The organism is Arthrobacter sp. fls2-241-R2A-172, from assembly GCF_030208885.1.
In the GTDB taxonomy this organism is placed as follows: Bacteria; Actinomycetota; Actinomycetes; order Actinomycetales; family Micrococcaceae; genus Arthrobacter.
In genome coordinates this window covers 16,521-35,631 of sequence record NZ_JARVTB010000004.1, presented here as the reverse complement: position 1 = coordinate 35,631, position 19,111 = coordinate 16,521, and the positions used below count along the sequence as shown (strand labels likewise).

Sequence of the window (19,111 nt, the reverse complement as noted above, 5' to 3'; positions counted from 1 at the left end):
GGTGAGTGGCGCCGTCGTGCGTTCCAGCTGGGCGTGGTGCCTTACCGGCCTCGGCGAGTCCCGCGTCCTAGACTGGAGCCAGACCCAGCCCCACTTTTGACGAGGTTCCCAGAAAGGCCCTGATGCTTCAGGCAGCACGCCACTCCGCCATCATCGACGCCGTCCAGCGCGAACGCGTCGTAAGGGTCTCTGACCTCGCCCAACTCCTTGGCGTCTCCCCCATGACCGTGCGGCGCGACATCGAAGCCCTCGAGGAATCCGGCCGGGTGGAGCGAATCCACGGTGGCGCCAAACTGCCAGGTGATGCCAGCACCCACGAACCCGGATTCGAGCTCAAGTCCACGCAGCTGACCGCCGAGAAGCACGCGATCGCCGTAGAAGCAGCTTCCCTGGTGCAGGAAGGCATGGCGATCGGTCTCGGCGCCGGCACCACCACCTGGGCACTGGCGAAGGAACTCGTCAACGGTCCCCGCATCACAGTCGTGACCAACTCTGTCCGAATTGCCGACCTTTTTCATCACGGCGCCTCCTCCGGTCCTGCCCGGTTTGGTTCCACCGTCATCCTGATCGGTGGCGAGCGGACGCCATCTGACGCGTTGGTGGGACCCATTGCTACCGCCTCCTTGAAGCAACTCCACCTGGACGTCCTGTTCCTTGGCGTCCACGGCATGGATGCCCATGCGGGTTTCACCACCCCCAACCTGCTTGAGGCCGAGACCAACCGCGCGTTCATGGCCTCCGCGCGGAGCACGGTAGTTGTGGCTGATCACAGCAAATGGGGCGTCGTGGGCATCGCTTCGATCGCCCAGTTGGAGGAGGCGGACGAACTCATCACAGACTCATTGCTGGGTGAAGACGCCCGGCGGGTGCTGGAAGAGAACGTGGCGAAGCTTCGGATCGCGGAGACCCAACACAGCTAGGCCAGCTCTCATACCGCGGGTGGATGGCTGGCCGCGGAGTTCAACCGGTGGACTGACGCGGGGAGATGTCCCGTTTCGGGATGCTGGATATATGAACGCCATCCTCCACGCCCAGCAGCTCACCAAGCACTATCCCGGCAGCCTCGCCCTGGACCACGTCGACTTCACTGCGAACACCGGCGAATCCATTGCGATCATTGGACCCTCGGGTTCGGGCAAGACTACTCTGTTGCACTGCCTCGCCGGGATTTTGAGGCCCGACGCCGGTTCGGTCACCTTGAACACTCCCTCGTCGCCGCTGCGCCTGGACACCTTGGGTGACGCTGCGTTGTCGCGGCTCCGGAGGGAAGAATTCGGCTTCGTTTTCCAACAAGGCATGCTCCTTCCTGAGCTGACGGCCATCGAAAACGTGGCCCTCGCGCTGATGCTGAACGGCACTGACAGGGCCACCTCCGAATCCCGGGCCGCGGAATGGCTGGCCGCACTGGGCCTCGGCGGGATGGAACAGCGACGCCTGGGCGAACTCTCCGGCGGCCAGGTCCAGCGCGTCGCCATCGCCCGGGCCCAAGTGACCGGCGCGCGGGTGGTCTTTGCCGATGAACCCACTGGAGCCTTGGATTCAGCCACGTCCAGCGAAGTGCTGGACATACTGCTGGGTTCTGTTGCAGCAAATGGCCGGACCCTGCTGGTGGTTACCCACGATCCCAACGTCGCTGCCCGTTGCCGGCGCGTCGTGGAACTGCGGGACGGCCGGATCGTGGCCGACACTGGCGGACCCTCCACCCCAGCCGCGCCCGCAGCAACCAACTTCAAAGGTGCCTTCAATGTCTAGCCTCACCATGGCGCTACGCCTCGCCCCCTATCTCGCCCGGAGCAATGGCAGCAGCTTGCGGGAAACGGGCCTTCGGGACGCCGGCTTGCCTATTCTTGCGTTCGGCACAGTCACCGCACTGCTGCTGACTGTGGCAGGCGGCTCGCAGGTTTTCTGGTCCTGGACTGACGACATCGCCGGCACTTACCAAGCGCTGGCCGTCGTCGCGATGGTGCTGCTGATCATCCCGTTGCTGACCCTTGGCGCCTCGGCCGCCCGACTGGCCGCCCGGCGTCGGGATGACCGCCTGGCCTCCCTGCGTCTTTTGGGCGCGAACAGCGCCACCGTCGTATGGATGACCGTCATCGAGTCGACAGTGCTCGCGGCGGTCGGAGCGCTGGCGGGCGCGGGGCTGTACACCTGCGTTGCACCGTTCCTCGGCCTGATCCAGTTTCGCGGCCAAGCCATCGGGAGCCACGCCTGGCTCTCCGTGCCCTCCATCCTCGGGTGCGTTCTTGCCGTCTGCGTTCTGGCAGCAGCGAGTGCTGCCCTTGGACTGCGGAAAGTCGTGGTGACGCCTTTGGGTGTCCGGACAAGGCAAACGGCCGACGGCGCCCACTGGGTTCGCGGGCTCATCGCGGCTGTTGTTGTGGTCATCGGCGTGGTGGCGATGGGGATGCTCAGCAGCTTCGGCGCGTTCATCGTGATCATAGGAGTCATGGGTGGCTGCTTTGGCCTGGCGTTGCTGGCGTTGAACCTCATGGGCCCGTGGATCCTGCGGTTGCGGGCATCGTCGCAGCTCAAGCGCGCCAAACGTCCTGAGCAACTTTTGGCTGCCAGGACCGTGCTGGAAAGTCCCAAGGAATCGTGGCGGCAAGTTGGGGGCGTCGCGATGACCAGTTTTGTGGGTGTGTTTGTTGGGGTTGGCATGGCCGTGGCGGACACCATGGGCGGCAGCGCCGGCGATGAAACCGCCTTGTTGGTGCGGGACATCAACACCGGTGTGATGATCACCCTATTGGGCTCGTTCCTCATGGTGGCGTGCTCCGCGGGCGTAAACCAGGCCGCGGCCGTGCTCGACCGGGCCCCGATGCTGGTGGCACTGGACCGGGTGGGAATGCCGCGGAAGCTGATGGTGGCGGCCAGGGTCAAGGCCGTGATGTCGCCGCTCTTCCTGGTCGCAGGCATTTCGGCGGCAGCGGCAGCTGTCCTGGTCCTCCCGCTCACGGGTGCCGTGTTGCTGACCCAGCCCGTGGTGTTTGTGACCATCTGCGGAGTGTTCGCGGCAGGGTTCCTGCTGGTGCGTTTGGCCGTCGCTGCGGGTACGGCGCAGATCGGCCAGGTGCTGTCCCGCCCGGAGCGCTACGCGAGCATGGACTCCTAGCCCCCTCCCACCGATGGCCCCTCCCGACCAACCCCTCTCAGTGGGCCGTGAAAGGTGATCGAGCGTCCGACCAAACAGGCGAGTCGGTGATGGAGGGTGCTAGTCGCAGCCGCAGGACTGCCGGATGATCAGCTCGGTGGGCAAGATGTGGTGTTGCGGTTCCTCCGCGCGCCCCTTGCCCACCAACGCACGAACGGCGGCTTCGGCCATCAGTTGGACCGGCTGCGCCACCGTGGTAAGTGCGGGCCAACTGTATTCGGAATCCAAGGACCCGTCGAAGGACACCAGCGCCATGTCCTCGGGCACACGGACTCCGGCCTCGTGGAAGGCCCGGAGGATTCCGATGGCCTGCATGTCGTTACTGGCAAAGATCGCAGTGGGCCGGTTGGCCATGGACAGGAATCGCTTGCCCACTTCGTAGCCGCCAGGCCGGGTGAACGGACTGTGCAACATAGGGCCATCCGGCAGGCCCGCTTCACGCAGCGTGGCCAGCCATCCCACTTCGCGTCCGTCCAGTTGATTGCCGGTGTTGGTGCCGATGGCCAGCCCGATGTTCGTGTGTCCATGGCCTATCAGGTGCTGGACAGCAGCACGGCCGCCAGCTTCCAAGTCCACGCCAACGCTGGCGAAACCCGGCGGCGAGCCTGCATTGTTCAAGAGCACGGAAGGGATCTCCGAGGCTTCAAGCTCCGTGACGTCGGGATCGAACACGCAGCTGGCCAGGAACACCCCGTCCACCTGCCGGGCAGCCAAGGTGCGGATGTTCTTGCGTTCGCGTGTCAGGCTGCCGTCCGAGTTGGTGAGCACCATGCCAAAGCCAAGTTCCGCGGCCGCATCCTCCACGGCGTGGGCCAGCTGAGTAAAGAACGGGTTGGTGTTATCAGGAACCACCACTCCAATGGTCTCGCTGGATCCAAGCTTCAGGGCACGGGCGGCAGCGTTGGGCCGGTATCCGAGGACACGGATGGCCTCGCGAACCTTGGCTTCCGTGGTTGGGGCCACGTTCTTCGGCCCACCGTTCACCACATAACTCACGACGGCGGTACTCACCCCGGCGTACCGGGCCACGTCTTTGCGTGTTACCGGGCCGCGCGAGGTTTGTAGCGCCGAAGGTGTCATGGGGTAAATGCTAGCTACTCCACGGGGGCATCACCGAAGTCGCGGATGGGAAGGCGCTCCCCGCCACGGAGCGCAGACTCGTGAGCGATGATTCCCGGCAGCGTGAACCGGGCCGCAACCCAAGCATTAACGGGTGGGACGCTGCGGTCGTTCACGGCCGTCACGAAGTCATCCACCAGAAATTGGTGGCTGCCTTCATGCCCGTTGGGGGCTCCCAGGAATTCTTGGGGAAGCCTGGACTGGTCATGTACCGGGGCCAGCCCGGAGATGAAAGCATCCCGCAGCTCCGGTGCTACATCTGCAAGGGAGGGATCGTCTGCGGACATGGTCGGTTTGGTTTCCACCTGCTCGGACACGTCCTCAACGGAAGACTTGTCCTGCCAGACCGTGGTGGTGGCGAGCTGCTCAAAACTGGCCTCGGTGCCGAAGAAACGGAAGCGCGATTCCCGGATATGGGAGGGGTACCCCACTCGGCGCATCTCGTTGGTGCGCATCGCGCCGCCGTCGTTCATTTCAAACAGCGCAGTGGCGTTGGAGAAGTCGTTGGCGAACATACTGACGTCCTTGTCGAAGACGCCGTCACCGCGATGGTCCTTCACGCCGATGCAGCTGACGCTGACCGCGTGCCCCGGTACAGCGCCGAGGACTCCCCCGATGGCGTGGGTCGGGTAGAGCATGGGTGGGTAGCTGGCGGTTTCCTTCCAACGCTCTCCGCCGCTGTACTGATAGGCCTCGTAAAACCCCAGGTCCATGTCATGAACGTAGTCGCCCTCGGTGTAGAAGATACGGCCAAACTTGCCTGCCGCATGTTGTTGTCGGGCGAAGACCGTGGCGGGGTTGTAGTAGCTGGTCTCCCCCATGGCGTAGACAAGCTTGGTCTCGCGTACGGCCTCTATGATCCGGGCGATTTCTTCTTCGGAAATGGCCATCGGCACAGCTGAATATACGTGTTTCCCTGCGCGCAGAGCACGCTCAACCAGCGGCCCATGGGTCCACCGCTGCGTGAAGATGGCGACAGCATCGACGTCGGAGTCCAACAACTCCTCGAAGCTGCCCCTGACGCCGTCCAGGCCCCAGCGTTCCTGGGCTGCAGCTGCACGTTCGGGGAGTTCATCCACTGCGTAAACCGCACTGACGCCCGGGTGGAGCTTGAACAAGTGCGCGAACTGGCTGCCGAACTGCCCGACACCCACAACACCGATCGAAAACGTCATTGTTTGCCTTTCCTGAAGCTGCAGGCGCAGCTTGCGAAGCGTCCCTTGTTGGGTTCCACATGAGTCTTCCACCGTGATCTACACGAGTCAACAGAAAGAACAGATCCGAACATTTTTGACCACATTTTGCATTCATGTCTTGTGCTTGCCAAATCTACTCGTGTAGATTCGCCAACAGTTGTTACCCCCATCACAGTCAGGAAAGGGTCGACGATGACCACGCTAACCAAGCAACCCGGGAAAGCTTCGGGGCGTTCCAGGAGCAACCACGGACGCAAGCTTCAACCAGCCAAACGCAGCATGACCAGCCGTCTCGGTGACCTGAAAATCGCCCTGTTCTTTATCTTCCCGGCCGTTATCGGCTTCGTAGCCTTCTTTCTGATCCCCACCATCCGCGGCATCTACCTCAGCTTCACCGAGTACAGCATCCTGGGTGAGCCCACATGGATCGGGATCAAGAACTACACCACCATTTTCGCCGACGAACTTTTCTGGAATGCCATGGGCGTCACCCTGCAGTACGTCGCCCTCAACATAGGCTTCCAGACGGTCATAGCGCTGGGACTGGCCCTGCTGATGCACCGGGTGGCCAAGTCCACGTTCATCCGTGGAGCACTGCTGCTCCCATTCCTGGTGGCCAACGTCATCGTCGCCCTGCTCTGGTTCTGGATGCTCGACTACCAACTGGGCATTGTCAACGAAATCATGAGCTGGGTCGGCCTTCCCCGCGTCGCCTTCTTCGGCAGCGAACAATGGGCCATCCCCACCATCGCGTTCGTCAACGTGTGGCGGCACATGGGCTACACCGCGCTCCTGATTTTCGCCGGGCTGCAATCCATCCCGAACCACCTCTACGAGGTAGCCAACCTCGACGGCGCGTCCCCCACCCGGACGTTCTGGAGCGTCACCATGCCGCTGCTCCGCCCCGTGTTGGTGTTGGTTCTGGTGGTCACCGTGATCGGTTCCTTCCAAGTCTTCGACACCGTCGCCGTCACCACCAACGGTGGCCCCGTCAACGCCTCACGCGTGATCCAGATGTACATCTACCAGAAAGCCTTTGGCGAGTCCGACTTCGGCTACGCCTCCGCCCTGTCCGTGATCCTGTTCGTCATTCTCGCCCTGGTGGCCTTCGTGCAAATGAAGTTCCTCAAGGGCAACGAATCGGACCTGGACTAAGCCGGAAAAGGACCAAGGACACCGCCATGACTACGTCAACCCTGACCCGAAAAGACCGCAAGAAGCCCCTCAACTGGCGCCGGATCGGCGCGTGGGTGCTGGTCGCCGTCGCCCTCGCCATCACCATCGCACCGTTCCTGTGGATGCTGCGGACGGCACTGTCGAGCAACAGCGCGCTGGCCTCCAATGCCGGAAACCTCCTCCCGGCCGACTTCAGCTGGGGCGCGTTCAAACGCGTACTTGGCCTGCAAACCACCGAAGAAGCGATAGCCGACGGCGGCTCCGGTGCGGCCATCAACTTCTGGCTTTACCTGCGCAACTCCATCATCTTCGCCACCATCACCACGGCCGGCCAGGTGTTCTTCAGCGCGATGGCCGCCTACGCCTTCGCACGGTTGCGTTGGCCAGGCCGGAACAAAGTGTTCGCCGTCTTCCTGACCACCATGATGGTTCCCCCGATCTTCACGGCCCTGCCCAACTTCCTGATGATCAAGAACCTCGGGCTGCTGAACACCATGGCCGGGATGTCCCTGCCCTTCCTGTTCATGACCCCTTTCGCCATCTTCTTCCTGCGGCAGTTCTTCCTGAGCATGTCCCGCGAAGTTGAGGAAGCGGCAATGCTCGACGGCGCCAAGCACCTGCGCATCTTCTTCCAGATTGTGCTTCCCAACGCCGCCGCCCCCATCGCCACCCTGGCGCTGCTGACCTTTATCGGCCAGTGGAACGAATACTTCTGGCCGCTGTTGGTGGGCCAGGACGAGAACGTCCGTGTCCTCACTGTTGGCCTGAGTGTCTTCAAGTCGCAGTCCCCGCAAGGCGCCCTCGACTGGTCCGGGCTCATGGCCGGGACCCTCGTGGCAGCGCTGCCGATCTTCCTGCTGTTCATCGCCTTCGGCAAGAAGGTAGTCAACTCCATCGGATTCTCCGGAATCAAATAACCGCACCCTCTGCAAATTCATCCCCGAAAGGTTCGCTATGAAGAAAACCCTCGGCGTCGCCGCTGCTGCCGCCGCCATCGCCCTGACCCTGTCCGCCTGTGGCGGCTCCTCCCCCGCTTCTTCCGAAGCCAAGGGTGACATCAACTACTGGCTCTGGGACGCCAATCAGCTCCCGGCGTACCAGCAATGCGCGGACGATTTCACCAAGGCCAACCCGGACATCAAGATCAAGATCACCCAGCGCGGGTGGGACGACTACTGGACGACGCTGACCAACGGCTTCGTGGCCGGAACAGCACCGGATGTTTTCACCAACCACCTCTCCAAGTACCCGGAGTACGCCGCCAAGAAGCAGCTGCTGTCCTTGGACGAGGCCGTGGAGAAGGACGGCATCAAGCTGGACGCGTACACCAAGGGGCTGCCGGAGCTGTGGGTCGGCCAGGACGGCAAGCGCTACGGACTGCCGAAGGACTGGGACACCGTGGGCCTGTTCTACAACAAGGCCATGACCGACGCTGCCGGGATCACCGCCGAGCAGATGGCCAACCTGGAGTGGAACCCCAAGGACGGTGGCAGCTACGAGAAGACCATCGCGCACCTGACCGTGGACAAGAACGGCAAGCGCGGCGACGAACCGGGCTTTGATAAGAACAACGTTGCCACCTACGGACTGGGGCTGACGGGCAGCGGTGCGGGCCAAGGCCAAACCGAGTGGAGCTTCCTCACGGCGACCACGGGCTGGACCGCAACCGACAAGAATCCGTGGGGCACCAAGTTCAACTACGACGACCCCCGTTTCCAGGAAACCATCGCCTGGTGGGCGGGCCTGGTGGACAAGGGCTACATGCCCAAGTTGGAGACCACCGTCGGCGCCAGCATGCCGGACAGCTTCGGAGCCGGCAAGGCTGCCATCAACACCAACGGCGATTGGCTGATCGGCCAGTACCAGACCTACAAGGGCATCGAAACGGCCTTCGCACCCACTCCAAAGGGCACCGACGGCAAGCGCGCGTCCATGTTCAATGGTCTGGCCGACTCCGTCTGGGCCGGCACCAAAAACCCCGGAGCCAGCATCAAGTGGGTGGAATACCTCGGGTCCACCGCTTGCCAGGATGTCGTGGCCAGCAAGGCCGTTGTGTTCCCGGCCATTGCCAGTTCCGCTGAGATCGCAGCCAAGGCCTTCGCTGACAAGGGCACGGACGTCTCTGCCTTCACCACCCATGTGAAGGATGGCACCACGTTCCTCTTCCCGATCGCGGACAAGGCTGCCAAGGTTGACGGCATCATGAAGCCCGCCATGGATGCAGTCCTCGCCGGCAAGAAGCCCGCCTCCTCGCTGACCGAGGCGAACAACCAGGTCAACAACCTCTTCAAGTAGGACAACCCGCCCTCACCCACACGTTGTGAGGCCTGCTCTGCGCGTTATTTCCTTCGCGAATCCCGCAGAGCGGGCCACACAACACCCCATACGATCCGATATGAAAGCGACTTCACACATGCACCCGCTCCATCTCCGTTCCGCAGGTACCAGCCTGGTGATCAGCACCCACCGCGGCGAGGCTGAGATAAGCCACTGGGGAGCTGACCTGGGCGACACCCTTCCGGACCTGGCCATCCTCAACGAGCCCATCCCTCCGTCTTCGATCGACGCCAACGTCCCCGCCGGGCTCCTCCCCCAGGCTTCGTCGTCGTGGCAGGGCAGGCCCGGACTTCGCGGCCATCGAATCACCGACGGCGTACCCGGCTTTGATTTCTCAGTCAGCCTTCGCGTAGTGAGCGCGACGACGGACGGCACCACAGCGGCCATCGTCCAGGCAGATGCCGATGCCGGTATCACCGTGACCAGCAACCTCACCCTGCACCCGGGCGGGCTCCTCGAACTGCGGCACACGGCCACGAACGACGGCCCGTCACCTTTCCAAGTGGATGAACTGGCGACGATGCTCCCGGTGGCGCCGGACGCCGTCGAGCTTTTGGACCTGACCGGGCGCTGGTGCCGCGAACGTCACCCGCAGCGCCGGGCGATCCAGCAGGGAACGTGGGTCCGCACCGGGCGACACGGCCGTACCGGGCACGACTCGTCGCTTCTGCTCGCCGCGGGAACGGCCGGCTTCGGCAACAGGCACGGCAAGGTTTGGGCTACGCACCTGGCCTGGAGCGGCAACCATGAGGAGTTCGCGGACAGCGTCGCTGATGGGCGCACGATGATCGGCGGATCTGAACTCTTGGGGCCGGCTGAAGTAGTCCTGGAACCCGGTGACAGCTACACCACTCCTGCACTCTTTGCCGCTTATTCGAACCAGGGGCTCGACGGAATCTCTGCAGCCTTCTACAGCTGGTTCCGCTCGCGGCCCCACCACGTGGGAGCGCTCTCCGGCAAGCCCCGTCCAGTAGTCCTCAACACGTGGGAGGCAGTTTACTTCGACCACAACCTGGACGCACTCGTCGAGCTCGCTGAGTCTGCTGCCGACCTCGGCGTTGAGCGTTTCGTGCTCGACGACGGTTGGTTCCGCGGGCGCCGCGACGACCGGGCCGGGCTGGGCGACTGGTACATCGATGAGACCATATGGCCCGGCGGTCTGACGCCGCTCATCGATGCCGTGACGTCCCTGGGCATGGAATTCGGGCTCTGGGTGGAGCCGGAAATGATCAACCTTGATTCCGACGCAGCCCGGGCACACCCCGAGTGGATTGTTGGCCCCTCCGCTGATTCATACAAGGACGGCGGCAGGCTGCCCCTCGAGTGGCGGCAGCAACACGTCATCGATCTGGTGAACCCGGAAGCGTGGCAGTACATCTACGACCGCATCGACACTTTGCTGCGTGAGAACACCATCAGCTACCTCAAATGGGACCAGAACCGGGATCTTCTGGAGCATGGGCATGCCGGCCGGGCGTCAGTCCACGAACAGACCTTGGCGGCGTACCGGCTTTTTGACGCGCTCCATGCGGCCCACCCCGGCGTAGAGATCGAAAGCTGCTCCTCCGGCGGTGCGCGCGTTGACCTGGGGATCCTTGAGCGTACCGACCGTATTTGGGCATCTGACTGCAACGACGCACTGGAACGGCAGACAATTCAGCGATGGACGGGAATCGTGGTTCCGCCCGAGCTGGTGGGCGGACACATCGGACCAACCACATCACACACCACTGGGCGGACGCACGACCTCTCCTTCCGCGCCATCACTGCGCTCTTCGGACACTTCGGCATGGAATGGGACGTCCGCTCCGTCACTGGCGCGGAGCGCGCGGAACTCAAGCGCTTCATCGGCCTGTATAAGGAACACCGGGCCCTGATCCACAGCGGACGAGTGGTGCGCGCCGATGCGCTGGACGAGTCGCTGATGGTGCACGGCGTTGTTGCGGACATCCACGACGGCGGCATCGCCGGAGCCACGGCCGCGCTTTTTGCTGTCGTGAAGACGCGAACGGGCTTCGCCGAGCAGGTGGGTCGCGTAGCGCTCCCGGGGCTCGATCCGTCGCGTTCATACCGGGTGGAGGCAATCTTCCCCACACCTGGTGACGCCGACTACGGGCACACGTTCATCGAAGCGAAGGCGGCGCCTTGGTTGGCGTCCGGGGCGGAAGCCACTGGCCGGTTCCTGGGCGAAGTGGGCCTTCCGATGCCCGTCCTGAACCCGGAGCACGCCATCCTGCTGCGCCTCACAGCCCTCTGACGCTCTCTCACCTACCGCAGCGTTCCCGGGGATCCCCTCTCACCAACGAAGGGTTTCCCGGGAACGCTCGCTCACCTACCGCGTGCTCTGTACCGCGTCCGCCAGGTAGTCGATGGCCAGCTTGTACCCGAGTACGCCGGCACCCACGATGATCGCCCGGCAAACGCCCGACAGGTACGAGTGGTGCCGGAACTCCTCGCGCTGGTGGACGTTAGTGATGTGGACTTCGACGGCGGGGAGCTGCACCGCCGCCAGGGCGTCACGAAGTGCCACGGAAGTGTGCGTGTACGCTCCGGCGTTGATCACGATGCCCACTGCACTTCCTCGCGCTGCGTGGACGGCGTCGAGAAGGTCGCCCTCGTGGTTTGACTGGACGCAATCCACGGTGAGGCCATGGGCGGCCGCGGCCGTCATGGCGAGTTGCTCGACGTCGGCCAACGTGGACGTGCCGTACTTTTCGGGCTCCCGGGTACCCAGGAGGTTCAGGTTGGGGCCGTTGATCACAAGGATGGTGCCGCGACCGGCTTCGGTGGCGGGAGTGGCTTCAGTCATGGCTCCCAATCTATAGCCGGGCAGAAGTCTCAGGGAACTCCGCCCACCAGGTGAGCGAGCGTTCCTCAAAAACCGCCATCATATGAGAGAGCGTTGGCCAAAGACGGCCGGGATGTGAGAAAGCGATGGCCTACTTACGCGTGCACTGGCCGGCCGAAACCGCGTTGTTGAGGCCGGGAGCCTGGGCTGCAACGGGCTCCAGGTCTTCCATGGTGAGTGCAAAACCAAGTGCGTCATTAGTGGTTGTCTTGGCGAAGATCAGCCCCGCCACTTGCCCCTGCGTCGTCAGCAGTGGCCCGCCCGAGTTCCCCGGCTGGACGTCGCCGGCGAGCTTGTACACAAGCTCCGGTGACGGGTTATTGCCGTAAATATCCGGAACCAGAATGGTGGAAATACCTTGCACAGTCGCTGGTTTCGACTGGAACGGACCGCCATGCGGGTACCCTGCGAAAGCCGCCGAAGAGCCGCCCGGCAGGTCGGCGCTGAGCGGCAACGGTGCGGACCTAAGGCCGTCAACGGCCAGGACTGCGATGTCCCGCTGGGAGTCGAAGTAGACCACGCGACCCGGCAGCGCACCGCCGTCGGGAATCTCCACTACGGGCTGCGATACGCCCGCGACGACGTGCGCGTTGGTGACGACGCGCCCGGGCGAGACCACGAATCCGGAACCGGTCTGGTTTTGCCCGCATTCGTAGGCCGTGCCGGCGATCTTCAGGACAGACTGGGCGGCTTTGTTCAGCGCCGGAGTGTCGGTTGATTCGTTCGGGATGGTCAGCGGGGTGGCGGGCCCAATGCCCTCGATAAGCTTGGGAATCCCATCGCCGATCACCGTCGACCTGAGTTGCGCCATGGTGCTCTTGACCGGCGTCGGCGTCAGATTGTCGATGGAACGAATGACTCGCGACTCCGCGATTTGCTGCGACACGAACGGCACGCCCAGCGAACTGATGCTGAACGCGAGCATGGACATCACCAGCGCCGCGACCACTACGCTCACCAGGCCGCCGATCAGCCGATCAACCGCGTGCAGGGGCTTGATCCTCACGGCGTGGCGGATTCGTCGCCCAATCATGGTTCCCAGCCCATGGCCGACAGCAATAAGTACGACGGCGGCACCCACCGTGGCGGTAAGCCTCCAGCCGCTGTCGCTCACCCAGCCGCTGACGAGCGGGACCGCCACGAAGGCAGCGATGGCACCCACCACGAAACCGGCAATTCCGCCCAACGTGACCATGAAGCCGTTGCGCAGGCCGTAGATCAGGTACGAGAGCAGCATCAGGATCAATGCCAAATCCAATATCGTCAAGCCAAACACCAGTGCTCCTCATAGCCGGGTAGCGACAAGTCTAGTTGCGGACCCTGACAGCCAACCGTTAGTCACATCACGCCGGATGACGCATTTGGACTGATTCCTGGCCAGAGATGGGTGCTGAACGCCCCAAACCCGCGCCGTTTCAGCGTTTCGCATGCCAAGTACGTCACAGAAGCCCAAAAATTCTGAAACAATGGCTGAAGCGCCACGACCGAAACTTATACTCAGGAGATTTCATGGACATCGAGGTATTGCGCCGCGCACCCCTCTTCGCCACCCTTGACGACGACGCATTCCGCCTGCTGACGGACGAACTCACCGAGGTGGACCTTTCACGCGGGGCTTCCGTTTTCCGCGAAGGTGACCAGGGTGACCAGCTCTACTTCATCGTTTCCGGCAAGGTGAAGCTCGGCCGCACCTCCCCCGACGGCCGCGAGTCCCTGCTCGCCATCCTCGGCCCGGGTGAGCTTTTCGGCGAAATGGCTTTGTTCGACCCCAGCCCGCGCACCGCCACGGCCACAGCCGTCTCCGAGACCCGCTTGGCTGGCCTCAAGAACGAGAGCCTCAACGCGCTCCTGCGCACTCGCCCCGAGGTTTCCGCGCAGCTGCTTCAGGCCCTGGCCCGCCGCCTCCGCCGCACCAACGATTCCCTCTCGGACCTCGTCTTCTCTGACGTTCCGGGCCGCGTCGCCAAGGCGCTCCTGGACCTGGCTGACCGCTTCGGCCGCCCGGCCACCGACGGTGTCCTGGTTGCCCACGAACTCACGCAGGAAGAACTCGCCCAGCTGGTTGGCGCTTCCCGCGAGACCGTGAACAAGGCACTGGCCGAGTTCGTCCAGCGCGGCTGGCTCCGCCTCGAGGCACGCGCCGTGGTCATCCTCGACATGCAGCGCCTCCGCCAGCGCTCCCGCTAGAGCATTCAAAAAAGCCGCCCCGGTTGATGACCGGGGCGGCTTTTTGTTGCCTTGGTGAGTGAGCGTTCGGCTCAAGCAGGCGGAACCTGAATGAGCGTTGGGCTCAAGTAGGCGGAACCTGAATGAGCGTTCGTCAGCGTTCGCGCTGGGGCTCTCCGGCTATGGTCTTGGCGGCTTCGACTTCGAGCATCAGGATTCCGCCCTCGTCCACAAGCTTCGCCTGGTACACGTGGGCTTTGCGCTTGTAGCTCAGGTACGCGATGCAGCCATTGGCGGCGGCCATTTTCTCGAGCATGATTTCGGAGCCAGGCACCAGGAGTTGGCCCAACGTGAGCCCAACAGTGTTCGGCTGCCCGATTTCGTCGCCGAGCGCAGGAGTGTCGCGCAGGGAGATAGCCTCGGCAGCGCACACCCAACGGCCCCAGACACCCTTGCTTCCAAGGATCGAAGGCTGCTGGTTCACTGGGACCGTGGCGGCGAAGTACCGGGTGTTGAAGCGGGTGTGCGCAAAGTCCGGGCTCAGCCAATTCACCAAGGGCTTCAACAGATCGGTCCGCAGCGAGAGTCCACGTTTGGACAGCATCTCGGTGAAGGACTTCTCCTGCGCCGCTACTGCTTCCCGGGCCCGCATCCAGTCCACCGTGGAGTTCGACTCAACTGTGGAGGAGGCGTCCGGCCCAGCGAGCAGGACGCCGGTCTCTTCAAAGAGTTCGCGGATGGCGCCCACCACGTGGCGGCGGGCGAGTCCGACGTCGTCCGTTCCCATCTGCTCAGCCCAATGCTGGGGTGAGGGGCCCAACCAACCCACGGGGTCGTCGTCGGACGGGTCCAAGGAACCGCCCGGGAAAGCGACAACACCCAACGGCGAAGATCCTGGCCTGTAACCAAGCCAGGTCTCCAGACCGGTGGGCGAGTCCCGCAAAAGGACAACAGATGAGGCGTAGCGGGCGGCCCTGGGGGTCCGCTCGCCGAGATCAAGCCAGTTTCGTGCTGCCCCTTCGAGTTCGGGGGGCAGAACGAACAGACGGCGTGCAAGCTGCGGCAATTGGGTGAACCGGTTCCTTAGCTGAATTCAGCAATGAGCTCGACCTCTACGGGAGAGTCGAGCGGCAACACAGAAACGCCGACGGCGGAACGTGCGTGCTTGCCGGCCTCGCCCAAAACCTGGCCGAGGAGTTCGGACGCACCGTTGATGACGCCGGGCTGGCCGGTGAACGTGGGGTCGGACGAAACGAAGCCGACCACCTTAACGATGCGGGTGATGCGGTCGAGATCGCCAATGACGCTCTTGACGGCCGCAAGGGCGTTGATGGCGCATACGGCGGCGTAGCGCTTGGCGTCCTCGGGGTCGACGGTGGGTTCATCGGAGGTACCCAACTCGCCGAGAGAGACCTTGCCCGTAGCTTCGAGTTTGCCATTAATAAAGGGCAGCTGTCCGGACGTGTAAACGTAGTTGCCGGAGACAACGGCGGGTACGTAGTCAGCTACCGGGGCGGCGACCTCGGGGAGGGTCAAACCGAGCTCGGCGATCCGCTGCTCAACGGCAGACGTCGGGGCGGCGGATTCCGCGGCAGACGTGGTTTCTGCGGGGGTGGTCATAGTTACTGCTTCTCCCTCTTCAGGTATGCAACAAGGCCTTTGCCATCGGGTCCACCGACGACCTGAACAAGCTCCCAGCCGTCCTCGCCCCACTGGTCCAGGATCTGCTTCGTGGCGTGGATAATGAGCGGAATCGTGGCGTACTCCCATTTGGTCATGACAGAAAGCCTAGCCCTTGCCGGTAAAGTGGAAAACATGGTGACTCGCAAGAACCCACTATTCGACACTGCCACCACCCTCGGAAAGATTCTAGGTTTCCTTGGCGTGAGTGCGATCTGTGGCGTCCTGGTAGCGGGCCTTTTGGTCCCCGCCGCGGCCGTCTCAGGCAGTGCCGCAAGCGGTTCAATCCAGTTCTTTGACACTCTGCCGGCGGAACTCCAGGTGGATCCGCCCAGCCAGAATACGACGATCCTGGCGAAGGACGGTTCGCCGATCGCCTCGATCTACGCAGAGAACCGGACCAAGGTTCCGCTGGACCAGATGAGCCCGTATATCAAAAACGCTGTCATCGCTATCGAGGACAGCCGCTTTTACGAGCACGGCGGCATCGACACCACCGGTATCCTGCGAGCCATCGTCAGCACCGCGCGCGGCAACAAGCAGGGTGCGTCCACCATCACGCAGCAGTATGTGAACAACGTCATCAACGAGTCACTGGTGGCCTCGGGCAACGACTCCGACGTCAAGCTCAACGGTGTTAACAAGGGCGTGGGCGACAAGCTTCGCGAAATGAAGCTGGCCATCGCACTGGAGAAGAAGTTCTCCAAGGAACAGATCCTTGAGGGCTACCTCAACATCGTGTTCTTCAACCGCGACGCGTACGGCATCGAAGCTGCGGCAAAATTCTTCTTCAGCACCTCGGCCAAGGACCTTACCCTCCCCCAGGCTGCACTGCTGGCGGGCTTGGTCAACAGCCCATCCGCTTTTGACCCGATCACCAACCCGGACAACGCCAAGGTCCGCCGTGACCTGGTTCTTGCCGCGATGGTCAACCAGAACAAGATCACCAAGGCCGAATACGACGCCGCTGTGGCTACGCCGGTGACCACCAAGGTCACCCCGGCCCGCCAGGGTTGCGCTTACGCCACCATGGCCCCGTACTTCTGCGACTACGTGCTGCACCTGCTCTTCAACAACCCGGCTTACGGTGACACTCAGGAAGAGCGCATCAAGCGCGTCCAGCGCGGTGGCCTCACCATCAAGACAACCCTGGATCCCACCGCACAGGCTGTGGCCCAGCAGCAGGTTGACGCTACGGCAGGCGCCAACCCGGACAAGTGGGGCGCCTCCATCACCTCCGTCCAGCCGGGCACCGGCCAGATTGTCAGCATGGCCCAAAACACCGTGTGGCTGCCCCAAGAGGGCAAGTTTGATCAGACCCAGAATTTCAACGTTGATGTTTTGGACGCCAATGGCAACGACCTCAACGGCATCGGCGGCTTCCAGCCTGGTTCCACGATGAAGCCCTTCACGTTCGCTGAATGGCTGAACGAGGGCAAGTCGATGAACACCACCATCAACGCGTCCCGTCGGACCTACCCACAGAATTTCCCCTGGCGGAACACTTGTCCAACGCCGGTCAATGGTTTCTACGACAAGAGCGTTCCCGGCAGCTTCGATCTGCAGAACTCCGACGAAGGCTACTACCGGAACATGACCGTCCTGTACGGCCTGATGAACTCCATCAACACGGCCACCTTCGCCTCGGCATCCCAGGTGGACCTCTGCGGTATCCAGGGAATCGTTGACGCTACGGGGATCCACGGAGGACTTCCGGCCCGCGATGAAAACGGCAAGATCACGGACCCGAACCCCAAGGTCACCATGACCACGCTGGCCAACCTGATTGGTTCTACTCAGACGGCTCCGCTGACCATGGCCGCTGCGTTCGCTACGTTCGCTGCTGACGGCAAGTACTGCGAGCCGATTGCCATCACGTCAGTGAAGGACCAATCGGGTGCTGATCTGCCGGCCCAATCATCGAACTGCAAGGACGCCATCAAGCCCGAGGTTGCCCGCGGTGTGGCTTACGCGATGCAGGAAGTGCTCAACGCTGGTTCTGGTTCGCTGATCCGGCCCGCGCTTTCAACGCGCAACAACTTCCCCGTTGCCGCAAAGACCGGTACCAACGACTCCAACGGCTCCACCTGGGTTGTCGGTTACACCACCGGCCTTGCAACTGCTTCCTGGTTCGGCGATCCGCTGGACAACCAGCTTCGTCCGGGTCGGAACATCACCGTCAACGGCAAGTTCTACCCATCCATCGACGGTTACATGATCGCTGGTCCGCAGTTCACCAACTACATGCTGTCCGTGGCTCCGGCCTACGGAACCAACCCGTTCCTAGCACCGCCTTCCAACCTTCTGGGTGGTGCAGCGCCCCAGCGCACAACTACGCCGGCACCCACCACGCAGAACGCGCCTCCCGCTACAGATAACGGGAACAACGGCAACGGCAACGGTCCGGGCAAGGACTAACCAGGTGTCGTTCGGAGATTCACTGGCAAACCGCGTCCGCAGTGTGGGGCGCGGTTTCGCCGTCACCACAGCAATCGGGGCAACGGCAGGCGCGGCGGCAGCTGCCTACGGCTGGTGGGAGAAGGATCAATTCGAGGTTCGCTACGAGACCCTTCCCATCCTCCCGGAGGGCTTCGGTCCGCTCAAAGTCCTGCACCTGAGTGACATCCACTTCGTGCCCGGCCAGGAGAAAAAGGCCGAATGGCTGAAGTCCCTCGCCGAGCTCAAGCCGGACCTGGTTGTGAACACGGGCGACAACCTGAGCCATGCAAAAGCGATCGATCCCCTGGTCCAGGCACTGAGGCCCTTGTTGGAGTTCCCGGGCGTCTTCGTCCCAGGATCCAATGACTACTATGCGCCGAGGATCAAGAACCCTGCGGGCTACTTCCGCGGTCCTTCCAAACCGAAGAATGAGCCGAAAAAGCTGGATTGGCCCAAGCTCCGGTCCGCGTTTGGCATGAGTGGCTGGATCGATCTCACCAACCGTGCCCAGTCTGTTGTGTTGAATGGCCTGCGTTTCGATTTTTCCGGGGTCGATGACCCCCATCTGAAGCGAGAACGCTACGCGGGCTGGCCGCGCGGCACGGTTAACCAGGACGCCCGCCCGCACCTGAAGGTCGCCGTCGTCCATGCACCGTATCAGCGTGTGCTCGACCACTTCACCCAGGCCCAAGCAGACCTCATCATCGCCGGCCACACCCACGGCGGACAGATCTGCATCCCCGGCTACGGCGCTTTGGTCTCCAATTGCGACCTGCCAACCTGGCGCGCCAAGGGCCTCCACGACTGGGAAAGCAACGGATTCATGACGCCGGTGAACGTCTCCGGCGGCATCGGCACCTCGCGCTTCTCACCGGTCCGCATCGCGTGCCGCCCGGAAGCGGTCCTGCTCACCCTCACGGCACGCAGCTAAACTCCGGCCCACCATTACGATCCTCAATAACTGGGTCAAACATTTCACCGGACCTCCGCGCTTCT

The 19,111-nt window shown here is 63.0% G+C and carries 17 protein-coding genes; 10 read left to right on the top strand and 7 right to left on the bottom strand.

Going from position 1 to position 19,111, the window contains the following annotated elements; all coding sequences use genetic code 11:
- The first annotated feature begins 122 nt into the window (after positions 1-122).
- The 3 genes from QRM57_RS08410 to QRM57_RS08400 all read left to right on the top strand — a co-directional run bounded on the left by QRM57_RS08410 (position 123) and on the right by QRM57_RS08400 (position 3,115).
- A complete protein-coding gene (locus QRM57_RS08410; protein ID WP_284986256.1) occupies positions 123-920 on the top strand; it encodes a DeoR/GlpR family DNA-binding transcription regulator in 798 nt (265 codons plus the stop codon).
- A gap of 91 nt (positions 921-1,011) precedes the next feature.
- Entirely contained in the window at positions 1,012-1,752 is a 741-nt protein-coding gene (locus QRM57_RS08405; protein WP_284986255.1) for an ABC transporter ATP-binding protein, read from the top strand.
- A 7-nt stretch (positions 1,753-1,759) separates the two neighbouring features.
- Positions 1,760-3,115, top strand: coding sequence for an FtsX-like permease family protein (locus tag QRM57_RS08400; protein ID WP_350309840.1), 1,356 nt, complete (start codon positions 1,760-1,762; stop codon positions 3,113-3,115).
- 99 nt (positions 3,116-3,214) lie between these two features.
- Here QRM57_RS08400 and QRM57_RS08395 read toward each other — a convergent pair whose 3' ends face one another.
- Together QRM57_RS08395 and QRM57_RS08390 are read right to left on the bottom strand one after the other, a co-directional pair.
- Positions 3,215-4,234 carry a LacI family DNA-binding transcriptional regulator gene (locus QRM57_RS08395; protein ID WP_257370936.1) on the bottom strand — a complete coding sequence of 340 codons (1,020 nt, stop codon included), beginning with the start codon at positions 4,232-4,234 and terminating at the stop codon, positions 3,215-3,217.
- Positions 4,235-4,248: 14 nt separating this feature from the next.
- Positions 4,249-5,448 carry a Gfo/Idh/MocA family protein gene (locus tag QRM57_RS08390; RefSeq protein WP_284986253.1) on the bottom strand — a complete coding sequence of 400 codons (1,200 nt, stop codon included), beginning with the start codon at positions 5,446-5,448 and terminating at the stop codon, positions 4,249-4,251.
- A 213-nt stretch (positions 5,449-5,661) separates the two neighbouring features.
- Here QRM57_RS08390 and QRM57_RS08385 point away from each other — a divergent pair, with 213 nt between their 5' ends.
- The 4 genes from QRM57_RS08385 to QRM57_RS08370 all read left to right on the top strand — a co-directional run bounded on the left by QRM57_RS08385 (position 5,662) and on the right by QRM57_RS08370 (position 11,239).
- On the top strand, positions 5,662-6,624 hold the full coding sequence (locus tag QRM57_RS08385) for a carbohydrate ABC transporter permease (protein WP_374111542.1): 963 nt from the start codon (positions 5,662-5,664) through the stop codon (positions 6,622-6,624).
- 26 nt (positions 6,625-6,650) lie between these two features.
- Positions 6,651-7,562 (top strand): carbohydrate ABC transporter permease, encoded by a 912-nt coding sequence (locus tag QRM57_RS08380; RefSeq protein ID WP_257370938.1) that lies wholly within the window; start codon positions 6,651-6,653, stop codon positions 7,560-7,562.
- 37 nt (positions 7,563-7,599) lie between these two features.
- Positions 7,600-8,940 carry an ABC transporter substrate-binding protein gene (locus QRM57_RS08375; protein WP_284986251.1) on the top strand — a complete coding sequence of 447 codons (1,341 nt, stop codon included), beginning with the start codon at positions 7,600-7,602 and terminating at the stop codon, positions 8,938-8,940.
- Between the two features lie 118 nt (positions 8,941-9,058).
- Entirely contained in the window at positions 9,059-11,239 is a 2,181-nt protein-coding gene (locus tag QRM57_RS08370; protein WP_284986594.1) for an alpha-galactosidase, read from the top strand.
- A 75-nt stretch (positions 11,240-11,314) separates the two neighbouring features.
- On the opposite strand, the gene aroQ is transcribed toward QRM57_RS08370, so the two are convergent.
- Together aroQ and QRM57_RS08360 are read right to left on the bottom strand one after the other, a co-directional pair.
- Positions 11,315-11,791: a type II 3-dehydroquinate dehydratase gene (gene aroQ / locus QRM57_RS08365; protein ID WP_284986250.1), complete on the bottom strand. Its 477-nt coding sequence runs from the start codon at positions 11,789-11,791 to the stop codon at positions 11,315-11,317.
- Positions 11,792-11,921: 130 nt separating this feature from the next.
- Entirely contained in the window at positions 11,922-13,106 is a 1,185-nt protein-coding gene (locus QRM57_RS08360) for a MarP family serine protease (RefSeq protein ID WP_284986249.1), read from the bottom strand.
- A 233-nt stretch (positions 13,107-13,339) separates the two neighbouring features.
- Here QRM57_RS08360 and QRM57_RS08355 point away from each other — a divergent pair, with 233 nt between their 5' ends.
- Positions 13,340-14,017 (top strand): Crp/Fnr family transcriptional regulator, encoded by a 678-nt coding sequence (locus QRM57_RS08355; protein ID WP_011775987.1) that lies wholly within the window; start codon positions 13,340-13,342, stop codon positions 14,015-14,017.
- Positions 14,018-14,150: 133 nt separating this feature from the next.
- On the opposite strand, the gene QRM57_RS08350 is transcribed toward QRM57_RS08355, so the two are convergent.
- From QRM57_RS08350 to sp36, 3 genes are read right to left on the bottom strand one after another with little or no spacing between them, the layout of a single operon-like run.
- On the bottom strand, positions 14,151-15,062 hold the full coding sequence (locus QRM57_RS08350) for an NUDIX hydrolase (RefSeq protein WP_257370942.1): 912 nt from the start codon (positions 15,060-15,062) through the stop codon (positions 14,151-14,153).
- Between the two features lie 17 nt (positions 15,063-15,079).
- Complete coding sequence (locus QRM57_RS08345; protein ID WP_257370943.1) at positions 15,080-15,616, bottom strand: RidA family protein; 537 nt, start codon at positions 15,614-15,616, stop codon at positions 15,080-15,082.
- A 2-nt stretch (positions 15,617-15,618) separates the two neighbouring features.
- The gene (gene sp36, locus QRM57_RS08340; RefSeq protein WP_011775990.1) at positions 15,619-15,774 is read right to left on the bottom strand and encodes a Sp36 family protein; all 156 of its coding nucleotides are present in this window, start codon (positions 15,772-15,774) and stop codon (positions 15,619-15,621) included.
- On the opposite strand from sp36, the gene QRM57_RS08335 reads away from it, so the two are divergent.
- Together QRM57_RS08335 and QRM57_RS08330 are read left to right on the top strand one after the other, a co-directional pair.
- Positions 15,773-18,094, top strand: a complete 2,322-nt coding sequence (locus tag QRM57_RS08335; protein WP_284986248.1) for a transglycosylase domain-containing protein — start codon at positions 15,773-15,775, stop codon at positions 18,092-18,094. The two genes, sp36 and QRM57_RS08335, sit on opposite strands and share 2 nt — an antisense overlap.
- A gap of 4 nt (positions 18,095-18,098) precedes the next feature.
- Positions 18,099-19,046, top strand: a complete 948-nt coding sequence (locus tag QRM57_RS08330; protein WP_284986247.1) for a metallophosphoesterase — start codon at positions 18,099-18,101, stop codon at positions 19,044-19,046.
- The last annotated feature ends 65 nt before the right edge of the window (positions 19,047-19,111 follow it).

Bases quoted from the DNA above. Each gene is read 5' to 3' on its own strand.
- QRM57_RS08410 (WP_284986256.1), top strand. From the start codon at position 123: ATGCTTCAGGCAGCACGCCACTCCGCCATCATCGACGCCGTCCAGCGC.
- QRM57_RS08405 (WP_284986255.1), top strand. From the start codon at position 1,012: ATGAACGCCATCCTCCACGCCCAGCAGCTCACCAAGCACTATCCCGGC.
- QRM57_RS08400 (WP_350309840.1), top strand. From the start codon at position 1,760: ATGGCGCTACGCCTCGCCCCCTATCTCGCCCGGAGCAATGGCAGCAGC.
- QRM57_RS08395 (WP_257370936.1), bottom strand. From the start codon at position 4,234: ATGACACCTTCGGCGCTACAAACCTCGCGCGGCCCGGTAACACGCAAA.
- QRM57_RS08390 (WP_284986253.1), bottom strand. From the start codon at position 5,448: ATGACGTTTTCGATCGGTGTTGTGGGTGTCGGGCAGTTCGGCAGCCAG.
- QRM57_RS08385 (WP_374111542.1), top strand. From the start codon at position 5,662: ATGACCACGCTAACCAAGCAACCCGGGAAAGCTTCGGGGCGTTCCAGG.
- QRM57_RS08380 (WP_257370938.1), top strand. From the start codon at position 6,651: ATGACTACGTCAACCCTGACCCGAAAAGACCGCAAGAAGCCCCTCAAC.
- QRM57_RS08375 (WP_284986251.1), top strand. From the start codon at position 7,600: ATGAAGAAAACCCTCGGCGTCGCCGCTGCTGCCGCCGCCATCGCCCTG.
- QRM57_RS08370 (WP_284986594.1), top strand. From the start codon at position 9,059: ATGCACCCGCTCCATCTCCGTTCCGCAGGTACCAGCCTGGTGATCAGC.
- aroQ (WP_284986250.1), bottom strand. From the start codon at position 11,791: ATGACTGAAGCCACTCCCGCCACCGAAGCCGGTCGCGGCACCATCCTT.
- QRM57_RS08355 (WP_011775987.1), top strand. From the start codon at position 13,340: ATGGACATCGAGGTATTGCGCCGCGCACCCCTCTTCGCCACCCTTGAC.
- QRM57_RS08345 (WP_257370943.1), bottom strand. From the start codon at position 15,616: ATGACCACCCCCGCAGAAACCACGTCTGCCGCGGAATCCGCCGCCCCG.
- QRM57_RS08335 (WP_284986248.1), top strand. From the start codon at position 15,773: ATGACAGAAAGCCTAGCCCTTGCCGGTAAAGTGGAAAACATGGTGACT.
- sp36 (WP_011775990.1), bottom strand. From the start codon at position 15,774: ATGACCAAATGGGAGTACGCCACGATTCCGCTCATTATCCACGCCACG.